Source organism: Pseudomonas sp. Wu6 (assembly GCF_019891515.1).
GTDB lineage: Bacteria > Pseudomonadota > Gammaproteobacteria > Pseudomonadales > Pseudomonadaceae > Aquipseudomonas > Aquipseudomonas orientalis_A.
In genome coordinates this window covers 1-17,386 of record NZ_JAFLXH010000064.1, presented here as the reverse complement: position 1 = coordinate 17,386, position 17,386 = coordinate 1, and the positions used below count along the sequence as shown (strand labels likewise).

Sequence of the window (17,386 nt, the reverse complement as noted above, 5' to 3'; positions counted from 1 at the left end):
CGGCTCACTTTTGAAAAGCGCAAAAGTAAGCAAAACGCTCTTGCCCCACCACTCGGCACCTCGCCCAGGCTCGGTGTGCCCGAACGCAGGCTTGAATCCGTGGGCCGCCGCAATGGGCCGTCCCTGGCCCAGTGCGGCTAACCCGGCGTCCTGCCGGGTTACCCACGGATTCAAGCCTGCGTTCGGCCAGCGTGGTTTAACGGGGCGCCTGAGATCACAAGCAGATCAAGATCAAGAGCGACTCGCTTCGCATCGTGGTTACCGTTGGCTGCTACGGTCTGGAACGTTGTGTAGATACCTATGCTCCGATTGCAGTCAGCCAGATACCGATGTGCAAGCTGACACACTGCAATCGGGGGCAAGCCCCCTCCCACATTTTTTGCGCGTGCTCCCATGACGGTCGGACAGCCTATAGCTATCTGACTGATGCACTGCAATCCAAATGTGGAGGCTTGCTCCCATGACGGCCAGACAGCCAATAGCTATCTGACTGTTGCACTGCAATCCAAATGTGGGAGGGGGCTTGCCCCCGATGGCGGCCTCAGAGCCGACCAGGATGCTGGATCAGACCGAGTACGGTAACGGCTCCTTAGGGTTCCGCCCTGACTGCGACCCACGGATTCAAGCCTGCGTTCGGCCAGGGTGGTTTAGCGGGGCGCCTAAGATCAAGAGCGACTCGCTTCGCATCGTGGTTACCGTTGGCTGCTACGGTCTGGAAAGTTGTGTAGTTACCTATGCTCCGATAGCAGTCAGCCAGACACTGATGTGCAAGCTGACACACTGCAATCGGGGGCAAGCCCCCTCCCACATTGTTTGTATTCCAGCGTTAGAATCGGGTTTGTACAGCCACCTCGAACGTTCGCGGTGAGCCGAGGTAATACGCCGGTGATACGTGGGCGAATTCGGCATACACCTCATTGGTCAGGTTGCGCACCCGGCCGGTTATCGAGGTATGTGTGTCCACTTTATAGCGCAGAAAACTGCCAAACAGCGTGTAGGCCGGTACCGTCTGGGTGTTGGCATTGTCGGCATACACCTGGGCGACATGGCGCGCGTCGACGCCGCCTTGCCAATTTTCTGAAAAGTCATAGGTCAGCCATAGATTGCCCACGCGCTTGGGCACGTTGGTCGGTGTATTGCCTTGACGCGACACCACGGAGCCGCTGGCGGTTTTCTCGTTGAAGTCGTCGTATTGCGCGTCGACCCAGGCGATGTTGCCTTCAGCCAGCAATCGGGGGGTGATGCGCAGCGAACTGGCCAGTTCGATGCCCCTGGATGACTGCGCACCCACGGGAATGCTGCGGGTGGGGTCCAGTGGGTCGGTTACCGCAAAGTCCTTGCGCTCGATCCTGTACACGGCAAGCGTGGCGGCGCCACGGCCTTCGAGGTAGTCGAACTTGCTGCCTATTTCCCATTGCTTGCCGGTCGATACGTCGAACACCTGAGTCGTGGTGCTCGGCTGTTCGGCGGCGGTGCTGTATTGCACGTAGACGTTGGCGGAGGGCATGAACTGGTAGGTCAAACCCACGCGCCCGGTCACCGGTTCCCAACTGCGCTGGAGGTGCCTGGGGTTGGCGGCTGTCACCGTCCTGTGGTTGGTCACGTCCAGGTCGATGGCGTCGTAGCGCAGGCCGGTGAGCAGCGACAAGGTGTCGGTCAAGCCCAGGCGGTTTTCCACGAACAGCGCTTTTGTAGTCACTGCACTGGTCTTGTCTTTGACAAAACCGGGTCGGGTGCCCGGTATGTCGTAGAAATGGCCGGGCTGATAGCCGTTCGGCTCGACGGTGCTGTTGCCCGGCACGTTCAACGGGCTGTTGGTGGTGCTGTTGACCTTGTATTCGAAGCCTGCGGACCAGGTGGTGGCCAGGCCGAAGACGGCGTCCTCATGGCGCAGCTCGAACTGGTTGCCGTTCTGCTCACCCTGATGCCGCACCTGATAGGCGGTGGAGCGGTTCACCGCGCTGTTGTCGGCGTTGTACTGGTAGGTTTCCAGGTTGCGGTAATCGCGCTGGCTGTCGAGGTGGTAGAGGGTGTTTTTCAGGGTGGTGCTGTCGTTGATCCGGTAGTCAATGATCGAGCGTGCCCAGCGTGTGCGCTGCTCATAGCGACCGTCCGCGACGTTGTAGTTGTTGAAGCGGTTGTGCCGGTCGATCTTCAGCTCGCCGGCCTTGGGGTTGAGCACCGGGGTGCCCCAGTAGGGGCTGTCTTCGTGCTCGTCCTGATATTCCAGCGCCAGGGTGTGGGACAGGTCCGGGGTCAGGTCGCTGAGCAGGGAAAACGCCACGCTCCAGGCCTCGCGCTGGTCGCGGTCGATGTAGCTGTGCTGGGTGTTGCGGCTCACATCCAGGCGTGCGTAATGCTGCACCTCGGCGCCGGGCTCGGTGAGCGCATGGTTCAGGCCCAACGCCAGGCCGGCGGTGTCATGGCTGCCATAGGTCAACTGGCCTTCGACGGCGTGTTCCTCACGGCTGGCCAGCCTGGTCACGTAGTTCAGCGAACCGCCTACGGAGCCTGCGCCATTGATCAGGGAGGAGGGACCGCCGACCAGTTCGACACGGTCGTAGATCCACGCGTCCACCGGCCGCGCCAGGCCGGTGGCGACGTTGATACCGTTGAACATCTGGGTGATCTGGCTGCTGGTGAACCCACGGTATGAGACGAACCCGCCAAAGCCCGGTGGCGCGCTGGCGTTGACGCCGGGTAGGGTATTGGCCGCATCGCGAAAGGTCTTGGCGCCATGGCGCTCGATGTCGTTGCGCGTGGCAATGGCCACCGACGCCGGGGTTTCGCGCATGCTCAATCCCAGCCGCGACGCCATGCCGCTGGGTTGATCCAGGGCCAGGCCGGGATCGACGGTTTGCTCGCCTTCGATGGTGGTCGGGGTCAGCTCAAGGGCTGGGGCGCAAACAGGCAGGCAGCCGCACAGGCCCGCCAGCAAGGGTAAATGTTTCATGGTTGAATCCTGAAAACTTGGCGTGAAAACAACACACGACCGCGCGTATTTCCGCATGGAAACAGGGGCAGTGCAGAGGGACAGCGCAGGGATCAGGCGAAGGCGGGCGGCGCGCGCGGGTGGGCCGTGGGCCAGGTGAGACGGGCGGGGATGTCGGCGGCAAGTACCACGGCCGCAGGCGGGGCGTGCGGCTGTGGCAACACCGCTACATTCAGGTGACTGCTGAGCGCAGGGCCCATGCCGCCGGTGGAGCACAGGGGGCAACCGAACGCCTTGGACAATGTTGGCAGGCTCTCATCGGTAGAGTTTGATTGCACGGGCGCCTGGGTGCGCGGGTCGACCGTACAGAACTGACCGCTGATGCCGTTGAGCTGCATCCCGACCATTTGCCCGTGCCCGATGCTGCAGGCGAACACATTGAACAGGACGCAGCCATACAGCATCCAGGCAATGAGCGAGCGGTCGGTTCGGGCAAGTTTCATGGGGCGGCACTTTAACATCAGCTGCCGACGAAATACCTGCAAAAAATATCAGGGCGTCTATGCTCATTCCCACCATTTCTGGGGACGCCCGCCATGAGCTTCGTCGTTGCGCGCTGGATCGTCGGGATTTTCACCTGCATCAGCATGGTGCATTTGTACTGGGCCGCCGGCGGAAAATTCGGCAGCCTGGCCGCCATACCGCAATTACCCGGCGAATTCGCCGGCGGGCCAAGGCCGGCTTTCAAGCCTTCGGCGATGGGTACGTTCCTGGTGGCGCTGGGATTGGTGGCGATTGCGCTGCTGGTCTGCCTGCGTGCCGGACTGTATTTTTCGCCGGTGTCCCATGGGGCGCTGCAATGGGGGATCAGTGCGATTGCCGTGGTGATGTTTGCCAGGGCAATCGGCGATTCGGAGTTGGTGGGGTTCTTCAAAAAGGTGGTGGGCTCAAGGTTCGCCAGGCTGGACACCTATTTTTATTCGCCGCTGTGCCTGGTGCTGGGCGCTGGCCTGTTGGTAGTGGCATGGGCCTGAGATAAGGCAATCTGATGGCCCCTCTGTAACAAAATTCTCGCCAGAATCGCTTTTATTTCAGGTGGTTAGGTGAGGAAGCCAATGCGCACTGTGGGAATCATGCTGGTTGCTTGTTCACTGGCCGGCGGCGCGGCAGCCGTGCAGGCACGAGAGCTGCGCGAGGGCGACAAATATATGTGCAGCTGGGGCGCGGGCACAGCCGCCAGGGCCCAGGAATTGAAGCTCTCGGGGGTGTCGCTGTACGCCGCGCGGCAGAAGATCCAGACCCTCAAGTTCAACAAATCGTGGATGCGCATGATGGCCATGGGCATTACCGAGCAGACCTATGACAGCCGCTCACGGCTCAAGCCCGAGGCGATTCGCCAGAGTTTCTACCAGGATTGCCTGCGCTATAAAGTGGCGCGCAAATAAGCGCCTGTCGCAGGTTCCTGCGCAGCGGTTTACAAATCCACGACAAATGCCGTGTAAGTATTTGCATACAATCACCTCCTTGATCGGGAGGCGTGTATGCATGTGCTTATTCGAGCGGCGACCGTCGATGACGTCGACACGCTCATTACAATCCGTACGTCTGTGGTGCAAAACCACCTGAGTGTCGAACAGATGGCTGACCTGGGGATCACACCGCAGGCACTGACCGACACTCTGCGCACAGCCCCGTGCGCCTGGGTCGCGGAAGTGGACGGCCAGGCGGCGGCCTTTTCCATGGTCGATCTGGAGGCTGGCGAGGTGTTCGCGATGTTCGTGTTGCCCACGCACGAGAACCTTGGGCTGGGCCGGCAGTTGATGGCCGAAGCCGAGGCGGCATTGTTCGAACATCACGACCGCCTGTACCTCATCACCGATGGCCGCGATGAGATCCGCGCCAACGGGTTCTATCAGCGCCTGGGTTGGCTGAACGCTGGCGTTGCAGACGGTGACGACGTCCGTTACGAAAAGCGCAGGGCGCGCTGACTCATGAGCGCTTCGGTCTCCCAGTCAGCCAACAGCTTGCGCAACTTCGTGGTGGGCGTGCTGGGGGTTGCGGCGCTGCTGGGGTTCTATTTTGTACAACTCAATGCCGAGGCGGACCGCCAGCGTGAAGCCGCCGCCGAGCAGTTGGCGTTGTGCGTTCGTCTGAAGCGGGTCGCCGGTGCGAACGCCTCAACCCATGTCGAACTTGGCCAGGCATGCAGGCAATTGAACGTAGAGTTTTTAAACCGCGTAAAAGTGGAATAAGTAATAACCTTATTTTATAAGATGGATTAAGTTCGGTATCGCTCGCTAACTTGCACCAAAAAGTGGCAAAAACAGGCCTCTCACCTTAAAAAACATGTGGTTATTGAATGACTTACAACGGTTTAATCCGACGAAAGGAATAAAATAATCTTGTGAGCCGATTTTGCAGTCGCTACTATAGCCGGGCGTTCACCTCCCACGGTTTATGCATTTTTAAATCCCAAGTTTCCATCAGCTACTTGGGATTTTTTTTGCCCGGAATTTGATCTTCGCCCCCCTGTGCCGACACAACTCGCCCGTCAGAGCGCCGTATCAGAGGCGGCGCAGAAAGGACTTGACGATGTGTCGGGTGGCGTCGGTAGTGTCCAATTCGTCGAGGGTGCCGTAGGCGTACCACTGGCATTCGACGATCTCGTTGCACGGCCGTGCCTCGTCGATATTCACGACCGACGCTTCAAACACATGATGCACGGTGTCGCGGGCCATGAGCTCCTGCAGGTACAGCAAGCCGTCCACGTTCAACCCCGTCTCTTCTTCCAGCTCGCGTTGCGCCGCGCCTACCGGGCGTTCACCACGCTCTACCTTGCCGCCCGGCAATGCCCATTTCGATCTGGCCTTGCGCACAAAGAGGATGTGCCCTTCGTGTTCGCAGATGACGGTGGCCCGTATTTTCATCGTTTATACCTGCTACGGGATAGTTGTCATAAAAGTGTAATGCAATTGTCATGCTAAGTGGTTATGGCGCGTCGGGTCGTGTATGTGGATACTGCCCGACTGACTTGAACGAACGAGGAGAGCAGATGAGCACCGTACGTTGGGGCATGATCGGCTGTGGCAGTGTGACCGAACTGAAGAGTGGACCGGCTTTCTACAAAGCGCCAGGTTCGGCCCTGGTGGCCGTGATGGGACGCCGTGAGGAAGCCGTGCGCGATTATGCTACACGCCATGGCATTGCCCGCTTCTACACCGATGCCCAAGCCCTGATCGACGACCCCGAGGTGGACGCGGTGTACATCGCCACGCCACCCGACAGCCACCTTGAGTACAGCTTGATGGTGGCGGCGGCGGGCAAGCATTGCTGCGTCGAAAAGCCCATGGCGTTGAACGCCGAACAAAGTGCGCTGATGCAGCGCACCTTCGAGCGCGCCGGGTTGCATCTGTTCGTCTCCTACTATCGGCGCTCATTGCCGCGCTTCCAGCAGGTGCGCACCTGGTTGCAGGAAGGCCGTATCGGCGAGTTGCGCCACCTGATCTGGACCCTGTGCAAGCCCGCAGCGCCGGCAGACACCCACCCGGCCAACTGGCGCACGGATCCTGCGATTGCCGGCGGTGGTTACTTTGCCGACCTGGCCAGCCACGGCTTCGACCTGTTCCAGTACCTGGCGGGCGATATCGTCGAAGTCTCGGGCTTTACCGCGCGGCAGGCCGGACGCTATGCGGCGGAGGACGCAGTGACGGCCTGCTGGACCTTCGCCAGTGGCGCATTGGGCATGGGCTGCTGGAACTTTGTCGCTGACCGCCGCGAAGACCGGGTCGAGCTGATCGGCAGCCGTGGGCGCATCACGTTTGCGGTATTCGAAGACCAGCCGCTGCGCCTCGAAGGGGAGACCGACGAGGTGCTGGAGGTGCCGTGCCATGCGCATATCCAATGGCACCACGTCCTGGCGATGAATGCCCATATCCGGGGCGATGCCAAACACCCTTCGCTGGCGATCGAGGCGTTGAAGACCGATCGCATCCTGGACAAGGTGCTACAACGTTACTCCCAACACCCTTAGTCATCGCGATAGCGTGATGCTTCATTTTTTTGGAAGGATATCGCGATGAAATACTGGATGCTGTTGTGGCTGTTGATCGTGACTGGCGCGACGGCGGCGCCGCGCAGTCAGGGGCAGGCGGGGGAATTTGATTTTTATGTGTTGTCGCTGTCATGGTCGCCGACGTTTTGCCTGACGCACCCGAACAATGAGCAATGTTCGGGCAAAGGCTACGGCTTTGTACTGCATGGACTGTGGCCGCAATATGCCAAAGGCGGGTGGCCGGCGTCCTGCGCGACGCAATCGCGGTTGAGCGATGAAGCGCTGGAAAAAGGCGCCACGCTGTTCCCTTCGCGTGCGTTGCTCAAGCACGAATGGGCCAAACATGGGACCTGCAGCGGGCTTGAGCCGATGGAGTATTTGGAAAAGTCCGACACGGCGTTGGGCGCGGTGGTCATTCCGCAACAACTGCAGCCGTTCAACACGCCACCGTCGTTGTCGTCCGGCGAGATCGAGGCATTGTTTCGCGACAGCAACCCGCGCATGGGCAACCACGGCATGGCCGTCATCTGCAAAGGCAAGGTGTTGTCTGAGGTGCGGGTATGCCTGACCAAGGACCTGGCCTTCGCCGGCTGCCCACGCAGTGTGAAAAGCCAGTGCCGGGATGGCGATATCCGCATCCCCGCCCAGCGCTGAGCAGTGTTGAGCCAGATCAAGGGCTGCGGCGTTTTTCATGGCTGCATCGCCACCCGATAGCGCTCATCGAAATCGTCTGCCAACTGCGCAAGGGTCACGTCGCCCAGGCGCTTCAAAAGCACGGCCTGGGCCTGGGCGAAGGCGTCCGTCAATGCCGCGTTGACGGCCTGTTCGACCAGGCATTGGGGGTGATCGGTGGACAGGCCGATGGCAAAGATCGACGGCGTACCCAGGGCATTGTGAATCTCCAGCAAGGTGATTTCACTCAAGGGCTTGCCCAGGGTCCAACCCCCCTGGTGACCCTTTTCCGAGCATACGTAGCCCTTTTCCTTGAGCAGGCCGAGCGTGCGCCGCACCACCACAGGGTTAGTGCCCAGCATCCGGGCAATGGTCTGCGACGTGGCTCGTTCTTCATGGCGTCCCATATGGATCAATACGTGCAGCATGCGCGAAAGCCGGGTGTCGTTTCTCATTCAGTCATTCCCAATCGGTTCGACGCACAGTATCTTCCGTAACCTGAAAAGGTGCGAGACGCTTGACGCGTTAATTTCATGTCACTGTCGCCGAGGGCGCGGCGCTACGAGGCAAAAAGGTCATTTTGTTCAATACGCTGAACGTCTATCCCCTTATCGTGAACCCGACTTCGTTTGGCATCACATAAGGAGCTGCAATGAGCTTGACTCTTTCCATGGCCGCCTTCGCCCTGGCCACGTCCATCACGCCGGGACCGGTCAATGTGGTCGCCTTGAGTGCCGGCGCGCGCTTCGGGTTTGCCGCGAGCCAGAAGCACGTGCTTGGCGCGGCTGTCGGCTTCACATTGCTGCTGGTGTTGATCGGCCTGGGCTTGCACGAAGTGCTGCTGCGCTGGCCGATCCTGACCCAACTGATCCAATGGGGCGGCGTGGCATTCTTGTTGTACATGGCCTGGAAGCTTGCCGTGGATGATGGGCAGTTGCACGCCGATGGCGCCGCCACTGCGCCCTCGATGCTGTATGGCGCGATCATGCAGTGGCTCAACCCCAAAGCCTGGCTGGCCTGTGTGGCGGGGATGGGGTTGTTTGCGGCGGACGGCGAGGCCAGGCAAGTCTGGCTGTTTGCCAGCCTCTATCTGGTGATCTGCTACCTGTCGGTGGCGTGCTGGGCCTACGCCGGAACCTTTCTGCGGCGCTACCTGCACAATCCCAAGGGGGTCAGAGTCTTCAACCGCTCCATGGCCGCGTTGCTGGTGGCCAGTGTGGGTTATTTGCTGATGGCTTGAGCGTTTCGCGGTATTGCCCGGGCGTGGCGGCGAAATGCTGCTTGAACGCACGCTGGAAATGCGCCTGGTCGGCAAAGCCTGCGGCCAGGGCGACATCGGCGATCAGCGCGCCATTGCGCAGTTGAGTGCGGGCGAACTGGATGCGGTGGTTGACCAGGAACGCATGGGGCGTCAGCCCGTAATAGTGCTTGAAGGCGCGGATCAGGTAGGACGGCGACAGCTCGGCCGCGAGGCAAATGTCCTCGAGCTTCAAGGCCTCGGTACAGTGTTCACGGATGTAGTCGGCGGCCCGCTCCAGCTTGTGATTGACCTCGCGCATGGGGGTGAGGGAAGGGTTCAGGCGTTGCTGCACTTCGCTGAAGTAGCCCACCAGCGCGCTCTGCTTGTGCAGCAGTTCGGCCCGTTCATCCACCAACAGCCGGTACAGCGCCAGCAAGCCGTTGTACAACGCGGTGTCCCGCGTATGGGGCGTGTTGAACGCACGGTAACCCTGGTCGGTGCTGAAACCCAACTGATGCTGCAGGTCGGTCAGCCAGGGCGTGTCGAGGTAGAGCATATGGTAGGACCAATGCTCGTTTTCGATGGGATTGCACGCATGCACGTCGCCGGGGTTCATCAACACCACGGTGCCGGCGCTGATCACGAAGGTCTGTTCGCCATAGTGGTAATAGCTGCGCCCGGCGGTGATAGCGCCAATGGAAAAATGCTCATGGGCGTGGCGGGTGTAGGTGACCTTGCGCCCATCGGCAATGGTGCGCGCCTCGATGAACGGCAGACGCTCGTCGCGCCAGAAACGCGGCGAGTGCGCAGGGTGAGCGGGGCTGTTCAACGACATGGCGAGGGCTCCTGCCTGTTATGCGGGCACCAGAAAGGCCGCTTCCAGCAATTGCCGAGTATAGGCATGTTGCGGGTTGGCGAAAATCGTCGCGGCATCCCCTTGCTCCACGACCTGGCCCTGCTTGACCACCATCAACTGATGACTCAGCGCCTTGACCACCGCCAGGTCATGGCTGATGAACAGGTACGTCAGGTTGTACTTGGCCTGCAAGCTGCGCAGCAGTTCCACCACCTGGCGTTGCACCGTACGGTCCAGCGCCGACGTCGGTTCGTCCAGCAGGATCAGGCGCGGCTTGAGCACCAGGGCGCGGGCAATGGCGATGCGCTGGCGCTGGCCACCGGAAAACTCATGGGGGTAGCGATGCCGCGATTGCGGGTCCAGGCCGACCTCCTTGAGCGCGGCGATGATCGCGGCTTCCTGCTCGGCCGGCGTGCCCATCTTGTGAATGCGCAACCCTTCGCCGACGATCTCGCTGACGCACATGCGCGGGCTCAGGCTGCCGAAGGGGTCCTGGAACACCACCTGCATTTCCCGGCGCAGCGGGCGTACCTGTTGCTGGGTGAGGCGATCAAGCTGCTGGCCTTCGAAGCGAATCCCGCCCTGGCTGCCAATCAAGCGCAGGATCGCCAGGCCCAAGGTGGATTTGCCCGAGCCGCTTTCGCCGACGATGCCCAGGGTCTGCCCCTGGGGCAGGCTGAAGTTGATGCCGTCCACGGCCTTGACGTAATCGACGGTGTTGCGCAAAAAGCCTTTTTTGATCGGGAACCAGACTTTCAGGTCGTCCACTTCCAGCAGCGTTGGCCCCACGGCGTTGCCGGCCGGCCCGCCACTGGGCTCGGCCGCCAGCAGTTCCTGGGTGTAAGGGTGTTGCGGCGCCTGGAACAGCGTCTCGCAGTCGGCCTGTTCGACGATGCAGCCCTGTTGCATCACGCACACACGGTGAGCGATCCGGCGGACCAGGTTCAGGTCGTGGCTGATCAACAGCAACGCCATGCCCAGGCGCGCCTGCAGTTCCTTGAGCAGTTCCAGGATTTTCAATTGCACCGTCACGTCGAGGGCCGTGGTCGGCTCATCGGCAATCAGCAGTTCCGGCTCGTTGGCCAGGGCCATGGCGATCATCACGCGCTGACGCTGGCCTCCGGAGAGTTCGTGGGGCAGCGCCTTGAGGCGTTTGTGCGGTTCGGGAATGCCCACCAGTTCCAGCAGTTCCAGGGTGCGCCGGGTGGCGACCTTGCCGGTGAGGCCCTTGTGCAGGCCGAGCACTTCATTGATCTGTTTTTCGATGCAGTGCAGCGGGTTCAACGAGGTCATCGGCTCCTGGAAGATCATCGCGATGCGGTTGCCGCGAATGTGCCGCAGGGTCTTTTCCTTGAGCGTCAGCAGGTCTTGCCCGGCGTAGTTGATGGTACCGGAGGGGTGCCGGGCCAGAGGGTAGGGCAAGAGGCGCAGGATCGAATGCGCCGTCACCGATTTGCCCGAGCCGCTTTCGCCGACCAGGGCCAGGGTTTCGCCGCGTTTGATATCGAAGCTGACGTGATTGACCACGCGATGCTGATGCTCGCCCGTGACGAACTCGACACTGAGGTCGCGGATTTCGATCAGATTGTCCTGATTCATCTCATTTCCTCGGGTCGAAGGCGTCGCGAGCGGACTCGCCGATAAACACCAGCAGGCTCAACATGATCGCCAGCACGGCGAACGCGCTCATGCCCAGCCACGGCGCCTGCAGGTTGGATTTGCCCTGGGCCACCAGTTCGCCCAGTGACGGTGAGCCGGCCGGCAGGCCGAAACCCAGGAAGTCCAGGGCGGTGAGGGTGCCGATGGCGCCGGTGAGGATGAACGGCATGAACGTCATGGTCGAGACCATCGCATTGGGCAGGATATGGCGGAACATGATCGCGCCGTTCTGCATGCCCAGCGCGCGGGCCGCGCGCACGTATTCGAGGTTGCGCCCGCGCAGGAACTCGGCACGCACCACGTCCACCAGGCTCATCCACGAGAACAACAGCATGATGCCCAGCAGCCACCAGAAGTTGGGCTGCACGAAGCTGGCGAGAATGATCAGCAGGTACAGCACCGGCAACCCGGACCAGATCTCCAGGAAGCGTTGCCCAGCCAGGTCCACCCAGCCGCCATAGAAACCCTGCAGGGCGCCGGCGATCACGCCGATGATCGAGCTGAGCACGGTCAGCGTCAACGCGAACAGCACCGATACGCGAAACCCGTAGATGACCCGCGCCAGGACATCGCGGCCCTGGTCATCGGTGCCCAGCAGGTTGACGCTCGACGGCGGCGCGGGGGCCGGCACTTTCAGGTCGTAGTTGATGCTCTGGTAGCTGAACGGGATCGGTGCCCACAAGGTCCAGGCATCCTTGGCCTTGAGCAGTTCCTGGATATACGGGCTCTTGTAGTTGGCTTCCAGGGGGAACTCGCCGCCGAAGGTGGTTTCCGGGTAGCGCTTGAGCGCCGGGAAATACCAGTCGCCGTCAAAGTGCACGGCCAGGGGCTTGTCGTTGGCAATCAATTCGGCGCCCAGGCTCAGCACGAACAGGATCAGGAACAGCCACAGCGACCACCAGCCACGCTTGTTCGCCTTGAACCGCTCGAACCGGCGGCGATTGAGGGGGGACAGGTTCATCTCAATGCTCCCGGCTGGCGAAGTCGATCCGCGGATCGACCAGGGTGTAGGTGAGGTCGCCGATCAGTTTCACGATCAGCCCCAGCAGGGTAAAGATAAACAGCGTACCGAACACCACCGGATAGTCGCGGTTGATCGCCGCTTCAAAGCTCATCAGGCCCAGGCCATCGAGGGAGAAGATCACTTCCACCAGCAACGAGCCGGTAAAGAAGATACCGATAAAGGCCGAGGGGAAACCGGCGATCACCAGCAGCATCGCGTTGCGAAACACATGGCCGTAGAGCACGCGGTGGTTGGTCAGGCCCTTGGCCTTGGCGGTGACCACGTACTGTTTGTTGATCTCGTCGAGAAAGCTGTTCTTGGTCAGCAGGGTCATGGTGGCGAAGTTGCCGATCACCAGGGCGGTCACGGGCAGGGCCAGGTGCCAGAAGTAATCGAGAATTTTGCCGCTCCAACTCAATTCGTCGAAGTTGTTCGACGTGAGCCCGCGCAAGGGGAACCAGTCCAGGTAACTGCCGCCGGCAAACACCACGATCAGCAGGATGGCGAACAGGAACGCCGGGATCGCATAGCCGACGATGATTGCCGAGCTGGTCCACACATCGAAGTGGCTGCCGTGACGCGTGGCCTTGGCGATGCCCAGGGGGATCGACACCAGGTACATGATCAGGGTGCTCCACAACCCGAGGGAAATCGACACCGGCATCTTCTCCTTGATCAGGTCGATGACCTTGGCGTCACGGAAGAAGCTGTCGCCGAAGTCCAGCCGGGCGTAGTTCTTGACCATGATCCACAAGCGTTCCGGTGCCGACTTGTCGAAACCGTACATTTTCTCGATTTCCTTGATCAGCGCCGGGTCCAGGCCCTGGGCGCCACGGTAGCTGCTGGAGCCGGCCACCGAAACCTCGGCGCCGCCACCGGCAATGCGGCTGGTGGCACCGTCAAAGCCTTCGAGCTTGGCGATCATCTGCTCCACCGGACCGCCCGGGGCGGCCTGGATGATGACGAAGTTGATCAGCAGGATCCCGAACAGCGTGGGGATGATCAGCAACAGGCGACGAACAATATAGGCCAGCATTCAATCGCCTCCGCTCGCCGCTTCGGCGCTTTGCGTGGTGTCCAGGGGAACCGCCGGTTTGACGTCGGGTTTGGCCCACCAGGTGGCGGTGCCGACGTCATAGCGCGGTGAGACTTTCGGGTGGCCGAGGTGGTCCCAATACGCCACACGGAAGGTCTTGATGTGCCAGTTGGGAATCACGTAGTAGCCAAACTGCAGCACGCGGTCCAGTGCCCTGGCGTGGGCGATCAGGCTTTTGCGCGAGTCGGCGTCGATCAGCTGCTCGACCAACTGATCGACGGCGGGGTCCTTGAGCCCCATGTAGTTGCGGCTGCCCGGTTTGTCGGCGCTGGACGACTTCCAGAACTCACGCTGCTCATTACCCGGCGAAGTGGATTGCGGAAAGCTGCCGACCAGCATGTCGAAATCCCTTGAGCGCAGGCGGTTGATGAACTGCGACACGTCGACCCGGCGAATCACCAGGTCGATACCCAGGTCGGCCAGGTTGCGCTTGAACGGCAACAGGATGCGCTCGAACTCGGTCTGGGCCAGCAGGAATTCGATGGTCACCGGTTTGCCGGTGGTGTCGACCATCTTGTCATCGACGATCTTCCAGCCGGCTTCCTGCAGCAACTGGTACGCCTGGCGCTGCTGCGCGCGGATCATGCCGCTGCCGTCGGTTTTGGGCGGTTCGAACGCCTGGGTGAAGACCTCGGCGGGGATCTTGTCGCGCAGCGGTTCGAGAATGGCCAGTTCATCCGGGCCGGGCAGGCCGGTGGCGGCCATTTCCGAGTTCTCGAAGTAACTGCGGGTGCGCGTGTAGGCGCCGTTGAACAGCTGTTTGTTGCTCCATTCGAAATCCAGCAACAGGCTGATGGCCTTGCGTACCCGAACGTCCTGGAACATCGGTTTACGCGTGTTGAACACGAAACCCTGCATGCCGGTGGGGTTGCCGTTGGGGATTTCTTCCTTGATCAAACGACCCTGGGCCACGGCCGGAATGTTGTAGGCGTTGGCCCAGTTTTTCGCGCTGAACTCCAGCCAATAGTCGAACTGCCCGGCTTTCAGGGCTTCCAGGGACACCGTGCTGTCGCGGTAATAATCGGTGATGCGGTTATCGAAGTTATAGAAACCCTTGGCCACCGGCAGGTCCCTGGCCCAGTAGTCCTTGACCCGCTCGTAGCGAATCATGCGCCCGGCCTTGACCTCGGCCACCTTGTACGGGCCACTGCCCAGCGGTATTTCCAGATTGCCTTTGGAAAAGTCGCGGTTGGCCCACCAGTGCTTGGGCAGCACCGGCAATTGCCCGAGGATCAGTGGCAGCTCGCGGTTGTTGGTGCGCTTGAATTTGAACAGCACCCGCAGCGGGTCTTCGGCGACCACTTCATCCACGTCGGCGTAGTAGGTGCGGTAGAGCGGGGTGCCGTCCTTGATCAGAGTCTGGAAGGTGAACACTACGTCTTCGGCGCGGATCGGGTGGCCGTCATGGAAGCGTGCCTCGGGGCGCAGGTAGAAGCGCACCCAGCTGTTGTCGGGGGCCTTCTCGATTTTTCCGGCCACCAGGCCGTATTCGGTAATGGGCTCGTCCAGGCTCTGCATCGCCAGCGTGTCGTAGATCAGCGTCAGATTGTCCGCGGGCACGCCCTTGCTGATATACGGGTTGAGACTGTCGAAGCCACCCATGGCCGATTCGCGGAAGGTACCGCCTTTGGGGGCGTCGGGATTCACGTAGTCGAAATGCTTGAAGTCGGCGGGGTACTTGGGGGGCTCGTTATAGAGCGTCAACGCATGTTGCGGGGCGGCCTGGGCCGCGCCGCACAGCAACAGGCCGGCCAATACAGTACTGCGCAAGGACATCATTGGGCTTTCTCCGAAGCTTTCAGCCACCACGCGCTCAAGCCCAGGCTGTAGGGCGGCGTGGTGACAAAGGCGAACCGATTGCGGTACGCCAGGCGATGATAGTTGAGGTACCAGTTGGGAATGCTGTAGTGCTGCCAGAGCAGCACCCGGTCCAGGGCGCGACCGGCAGCCAGTTGTTCTTCGCGGGTCTGTGCCGCGAGCAGTTGTTCGAGCAGGTGATCGACCACGGGGTTGGCGATGCCCGCGTAATTCTTGCTGCCCTTGATGGTGGCCTGGCTGGAATGAAAATACTGCCATTGTTCCAGCCCTGGGCTGAGGGTCTGGTTGAGGGTGACCAGGACCATGTCGAAGTCGAACTGATCCAGGCGCTGCTTGTACTGTGCGCGGTCAACGGTGCGCAGGCGCGCGTCGATGCCGATACTGGTCAGGTTCTCGACATAGGGCTGCAGGATGCGCTCCAGGTTCGGATTGACCAGCAGGATTTCCAGGCGCAGCGGTTGCCCGTCCTTGTTCAGCAGGCGTTGGCCGGACAGCTTCCATCCGGCCTCGCCAAGCAGGGCCAGGGCACGGCGCAGGGTTTCACGCGGGATGCCGCGACCGTCGGTCTGCGGCAGGCTGAAGGCCTGGGTCAACAGGTTGGCCGGCAGTTGCTCGCGGTAGGGCGAAAGCATCAGCCACTCGTGCCCGACCGGCACGCCCGTGGCCGAGAACTCGCTGTTGGGGTAATAGCTCAAGGCGCGCTTGTAGGCGCTGCTGAACAGGGTGCGGTTGGTCCATTCGAAGTCGAACATCAACCCCAGGGCTTCGCGCACCCTGGTCTGGCTGAAGGCCGGTCGCCGGCTGTTGATGAACAGGCCCTGGCTCTGGGTGGGAATCCGGTGGGCGATCTGCGCCTTGATGACCTCACCGCGATTCACTGCCGGGAAGTTGTAGCCGGTGGTCCAGTTTTTTGCCTGGTGCTCGATATAAATGTCGAATTCGCCCGCCTTGAAGGCTTCAAAGGCGACGTCGCTGTCGCGGTAGAACTCCACCTCGACCTTGTTGTAGTTATACAACCCCTGGTTGACCGGCAGGTCCTTGCCCCAGTAATCCTTGACCCGTTCGAACACCAGCTGGCGACCAGGAGTAACCTTGCTGATGCGATACGGCCCGCTGCCCAGTGGCGGTTCGAAGGTGGTGGCCTTGAAGTCGCGATGCTTCCAGTAATGCTGGGGCAGCACGGGCAACTCGCCCAGGCGCAGGATCAGCAGCGGGTTGCCGGCGCGCTTGAATACAAAGCGGATGCGATGGCGATTGAGCACATCGACCCGCGCCACTTCCTGCAGGTTGGTACGGTACTGCGGGTGGCCTTCGGTCAACAGGGTGCGATAGGAAAATGCCACGTCATCGGCGGTAATCGGCGTGCCGTCGTGAAAACGCGCCTCGTGGCGCAGGTTGAACACCACCCAGCTGCGGTCTTCGCTGTATTCCACCGATTGGGCAATCAGGCCGTAGCTGGAAGTCGGCTCGTCACCGGACGGCGCGTACTGGCCGGTGCCGACCATCAGCGGCTCGTTGAGCTCGTTGACGCCGTACTGCAGGAAGTTGGGGGTGGAAACCGGGCTGGAGCCCTTGAAGGTGTAGGGGTTGAGGGTGTCGAACGTGCCAAAGGCCATTACCCGCAGTGTGCCGCCTTTGGGCGCTGCAGGGTTTACCCAATCGTAATGGGTGAATTTGGCCGGGTACTTGAGCGTGCCGAACTGCGCGTAACCGTGGCTCTCGGTAATCGTCGCGTTCGCCGCAAAGCTCAAGGCCAGACTTATTAGTAGAAGGAGGGGACGCTTCAAGTCAGAGATCCGATCCGGGCGGCTTGGGCTTTATGATCGGTACAGTAACAGCTTGTTCCGGTTGGAAAAAGCCAGTTGGGACGATGGAGATCAATGTGGGAGGGGGCTTGCCCCCGATGGCGACCATAGGGCCGACCAAGATGCTGGATCAGACCGAGTACATATCCGTTTCTGCGGTAACGGCTGCTTAGGGTTCCGCTTTTACAGCGGCTCACTTTTGAAAAGCGCAAAAGTAAGCAAAACGCTCTTGCCCCACCACTCGGCACCTCGCT

General features: G+C 61.0%; 17 protein-coding genes. 7 read left to right on the top strand and 10 right to left on the bottom strand.

Annotated elements, in window-relative coordinates; genetic code table 11:
- Positions 1 to 826 precede the first annotated feature (826 nt).
- A complete protein-coding gene (locus J1G34_RS26145) occupies positions 827 to 2,953 on the bottom strand; it encodes a TonB-dependent receptor (RefSeq protein WP_222994831.1) in 2,127 nt (708 codons plus the stop codon).
- Between the two features lie 92 nt (positions 2,954 to 3,045).
- Complete coding sequence (locus tag J1G34_RS26140; protein ID WP_065895348.1) at positions 3,046 to 3,435, bottom strand: DUF2946 domain-containing protein; 390 nt, start codon at positions 3,433 to 3,435, stop codon at positions 3,046 to 3,048.
- A gap of 93 nt (positions 3,436 to 3,528) precedes the next feature.
- Here J1G34_RS26140 and J1G34_RS26135 point away from each other — a divergent pair, with 93 nt between their 5' ends.
- From J1G34_RS26135 to J1G34_RS26120, 4 genes are all read left to right on the top strand, one after another.
- Positions 3,529 to 3,966, top strand: coding sequence for a DUF3995 domain-containing protein (locus tag J1G34_RS26135; RefSeq protein WP_122737068.1), 438 nt, complete (start codon positions 3,529 to 3,531; stop codon positions 3,964 to 3,966).
- 81 nt (positions 3,967 to 4,047) lie between these two features.
- The gene (locus tag J1G34_RS26130; RefSeq protein WP_065895349.1) at positions 4,048 to 4,377 is read left to right on the top strand and encodes a hypothetical protein; all 330 of its coding nucleotides are present in this window, start codon (positions 4,048 to 4,050) and stop codon (positions 4,375 to 4,377) included.
- Positions 4,378 to 4,473: 96 nt separating this feature from the next.
- Positions 4,474 to 4,920 carry a GNAT family N-acetyltransferase gene (locus tag J1G34_RS26125; RefSeq protein WP_065885236.1) on the top strand — a complete coding sequence of 149 codons (447 nt, stop codon included), beginning with the start codon at positions 4,474 to 4,476 and terminating at the stop codon, positions 4,918 to 4,920.
- A 3-nt stretch (positions 4,921 to 4,923) separates the two neighbouring features.
- Positions 4,924 to 5,184, top strand: a complete 261-nt coding sequence (locus J1G34_RS26120) for a hypothetical protein (RefSeq protein WP_065895350.1) — start codon at positions 4,924 to 4,926, stop codon at positions 5,182 to 5,184.
- Between the two features lie 312 nt (positions 5,185 to 5,496).
- Here the strand turns inward: J1G34_RS26120 and J1G34_RS26115 are convergent, their stop codons facing one another.
- A complete protein-coding gene (locus J1G34_RS26115) occupies positions 5,497 to 5,859 on the bottom strand; it encodes an NUDIX hydrolase (protein ID WP_222994830.1) in 363 nt (120 codons plus the stop codon).
- A 125-nt stretch (positions 5,860 to 5,984) separates the two neighbouring features.
- Between J1G34_RS26115 and J1G34_RS26110 the strand changes: the two genes are divergently transcribed.
- Together J1G34_RS26110 and J1G34_RS26105 are read left to right on the top strand one after the other, a co-directional pair.
- Complete coding sequence (locus J1G34_RS26110) at positions 5,985 to 6,962, top strand: Gfo/Idh/MocA family protein (RefSeq protein ID WP_065897068.1); 978 nt, start codon at positions 5,985 to 5,987, stop codon at positions 6,960 to 6,962.
- Between the two features lie 45 nt (positions 6,963 to 7,007).
- A complete protein-coding gene (locus tag J1G34_RS26105; protein WP_222994829.1) occupies positions 7,008 to 7,637 on the top strand; it encodes a ribonuclease T2 family protein in 630 nt (209 codons plus the stop codon).
- Between the two features lie 35 nt (positions 7,638 to 7,672).
- Here the strand turns inward: J1G34_RS26105 and J1G34_RS26100 are convergent, their stop codons facing one another.
- A complete protein-coding gene (locus J1G34_RS26100; protein WP_065895354.1) occupies positions 7,673 to 8,110 on the bottom strand; it encodes an RrF2 family transcriptional regulator in 438 nt (145 codons plus the stop codon).
- A 197-nt stretch (positions 8,111 to 8,307) separates the two neighbouring features.
- Here J1G34_RS26100 and J1G34_RS26095 point away from each other — a divergent pair, with 197 nt between their 5' ends.
- Complete coding sequence (locus tag J1G34_RS26095; RefSeq protein ID WP_065885241.1) at positions 8,308 to 8,895, top strand: LysE family translocator; 588 nt, start codon at positions 8,308 to 8,310, stop codon at positions 8,893 to 8,895.
- Here the strand turns inward: J1G34_RS26095 and J1G34_RS26090 are convergent.
- From J1G34_RS26090 to J1G34_RS26065, 6 genes are read right to left on the bottom strand one after another with little or no spacing between them, the layout of a single operon-like run.
- Entirely contained in the window at positions 8,837 to 9,730 is an 894-nt protein-coding gene (locus tag J1G34_RS26090; RefSeq protein ID WP_065885242.1) for an AraC family transcriptional regulator, read from the bottom strand. The two genes, J1G34_RS26095 and J1G34_RS26090, sit on opposite strands and share 59 nt — an antisense overlap.
- Before the next feature lie 18 nt (positions 9,731 to 9,748).
- On the bottom strand, positions 9,749 to 11,350 hold the full coding sequence (locus J1G34_RS26085) for an ABC transporter ATP-binding protein (RefSeq protein WP_065933538.1): 1,602 nt from the start codon (positions 11,348 to 11,350) through the stop codon (positions 9,749 to 9,751).
- A gap of 1 nt (position 11,351) precedes the next feature.
- Positions 11,352 to 12,371: an ABC transporter permease gene (locus J1G34_RS26080; protein ID WP_017738565.1), complete on the bottom strand. Its 1,020-nt coding sequence runs from the start codon at positions 12,369 to 12,371 to the stop codon at positions 11,352 to 11,354.
- A 1-nt stretch (position 12,372) separates the two neighbouring features.
- The gene (locus J1G34_RS26075) at positions 12,373 to 13,449 is read right to left on the bottom strand and encodes a microcin C ABC transporter permease YejB (RefSeq protein ID WP_065895361.1); all 1,077 of its coding nucleotides are present in this window, start codon (positions 13,447 to 13,449) and stop codon (positions 12,373 to 12,375) included.
- Positions 13,450 to 15,288: an extracellular solute-binding protein gene (locus tag J1G34_RS26070; protein WP_222994828.1), complete on the bottom strand. Its 1,839-nt coding sequence runs from the start codon at positions 15,286 to 15,288 to the stop codon at positions 13,450 to 13,452.
- Positions 15,285 to 17,114 carry an extracellular solute-binding protein gene (locus J1G34_RS26065; RefSeq protein ID WP_065936329.1) on the bottom strand — a complete coding sequence of 610 codons (1,830 nt, stop codon included), beginning with the start codon at positions 17,112 to 17,114 and terminating at the stop codon, positions 15,285 to 15,287. Before J1G34_RS26065 ends, J1G34_RS26070 begins: the two co-directional genes overlap by 4 nt.
- Between the last annotated feature and the right edge of the window lie 272 nt (positions 17,115 to 17,386).

Excerpts from the sequence above, each read along its gene's own strand:
- J1G34_RS26145 (WP_222994831.1), bottom strand. The coding sequence starts at position 2,953 with ATGAAACATTTACCCTTGCTGGCGGGCCTGTGCGGCTGCCTGCCTGTT.
- J1G34_RS26140 (WP_065895348.1), bottom strand. The coding sequence starts at position 3,435 with ATGAAACTTGCCCGAACCGACCGCTCGCTCATTGCCTGGATGCTGTAT.
- J1G34_RS26135 (WP_122737068.1), top strand. The coding sequence starts at position 3,529 with ATGAGCTTCGTCGTTGCGCGCTGGATCGTCGGGATTTTCACCTGCATC.
- J1G34_RS26130 (WP_065895349.1), top strand. The coding sequence starts at position 4,048 with ATGCGCACTGTGGGAATCATGCTGGTTGCTTGTTCACTGGCCGGCGGC.
- J1G34_RS26125 (WP_065885236.1), top strand. The coding sequence starts at position 4,474 with ATGCATGTGCTTATTCGAGCGGCGACCGTCGATGACGTCGACACGCTC.
- J1G34_RS26120 (WP_065895350.1), top strand. The coding sequence starts at position 4,924 with ATGAGCGCTTCGGTCTCCCAGTCAGCCAACAGCTTGCGCAACTTCGTG.
- J1G34_RS26115 (WP_222994830.1), bottom strand. The coding sequence starts at position 5,859 with ATGAAAATACGGGCCACCGTCATCTGCGAACACGAAGGGCACATCCTC.
- J1G34_RS26110 (WP_065897068.1), top strand. The coding sequence starts at position 5,985 with ATGAGCACCGTACGTTGGGGCATGATCGGCTGTGGCAGTGTGACCGAA.
- J1G34_RS26105 (WP_222994829.1), top strand. The coding sequence starts at position 7,008 with ATGAAATACTGGATGCTGTTGTGGCTGTTGATCGTGACTGGCGCGACG.
- J1G34_RS26100 (WP_065895354.1), bottom strand. The coding sequence starts at position 8,110 with ATGAGAAACGACACCCGGCTTTCGCGCATGCTGCACGTATTGATCCAT.
- J1G34_RS26095 (WP_065885241.1), top strand. The coding sequence starts at position 8,308 with ATGAGCTTGACTCTTTCCATGGCCGCCTTCGCCCTGGCCACGTCCATC.
- J1G34_RS26090 (WP_065885242.1), bottom strand. The coding sequence starts at position 9,730 with ATGTCGTTGAACAGCCCCGCTCACCCTGCGCACTCGCCGCGTTTCTGG.
- J1G34_RS26085 (WP_065933538.1), bottom strand. The coding sequence starts at position 11,350 with ATGAATCAGGACAATCTGATCGAAATCCGCGACCTCAGTGTCGAGTTC.
- J1G34_RS26080 (WP_017738565.1), bottom strand. The coding sequence starts at position 12,371 with ATGAACCTGTCCCCCCTCAATCGCCGCCGGTTCGAGCGGTTCAAGGCG.
- J1G34_RS26075 (WP_065895361.1), bottom strand. The coding sequence starts at position 13,449 with ATGCTGGCCTATATTGTTCGTCGCCTGTTGCTGATCATCCCCACGCTG.
- J1G34_RS26070 (WP_222994828.1), bottom strand. The coding sequence starts at position 15,288 with ATGATGTCCTTGCGCAGTACTGTATTGGCCGGCCTGTTGCTGTGCGGC.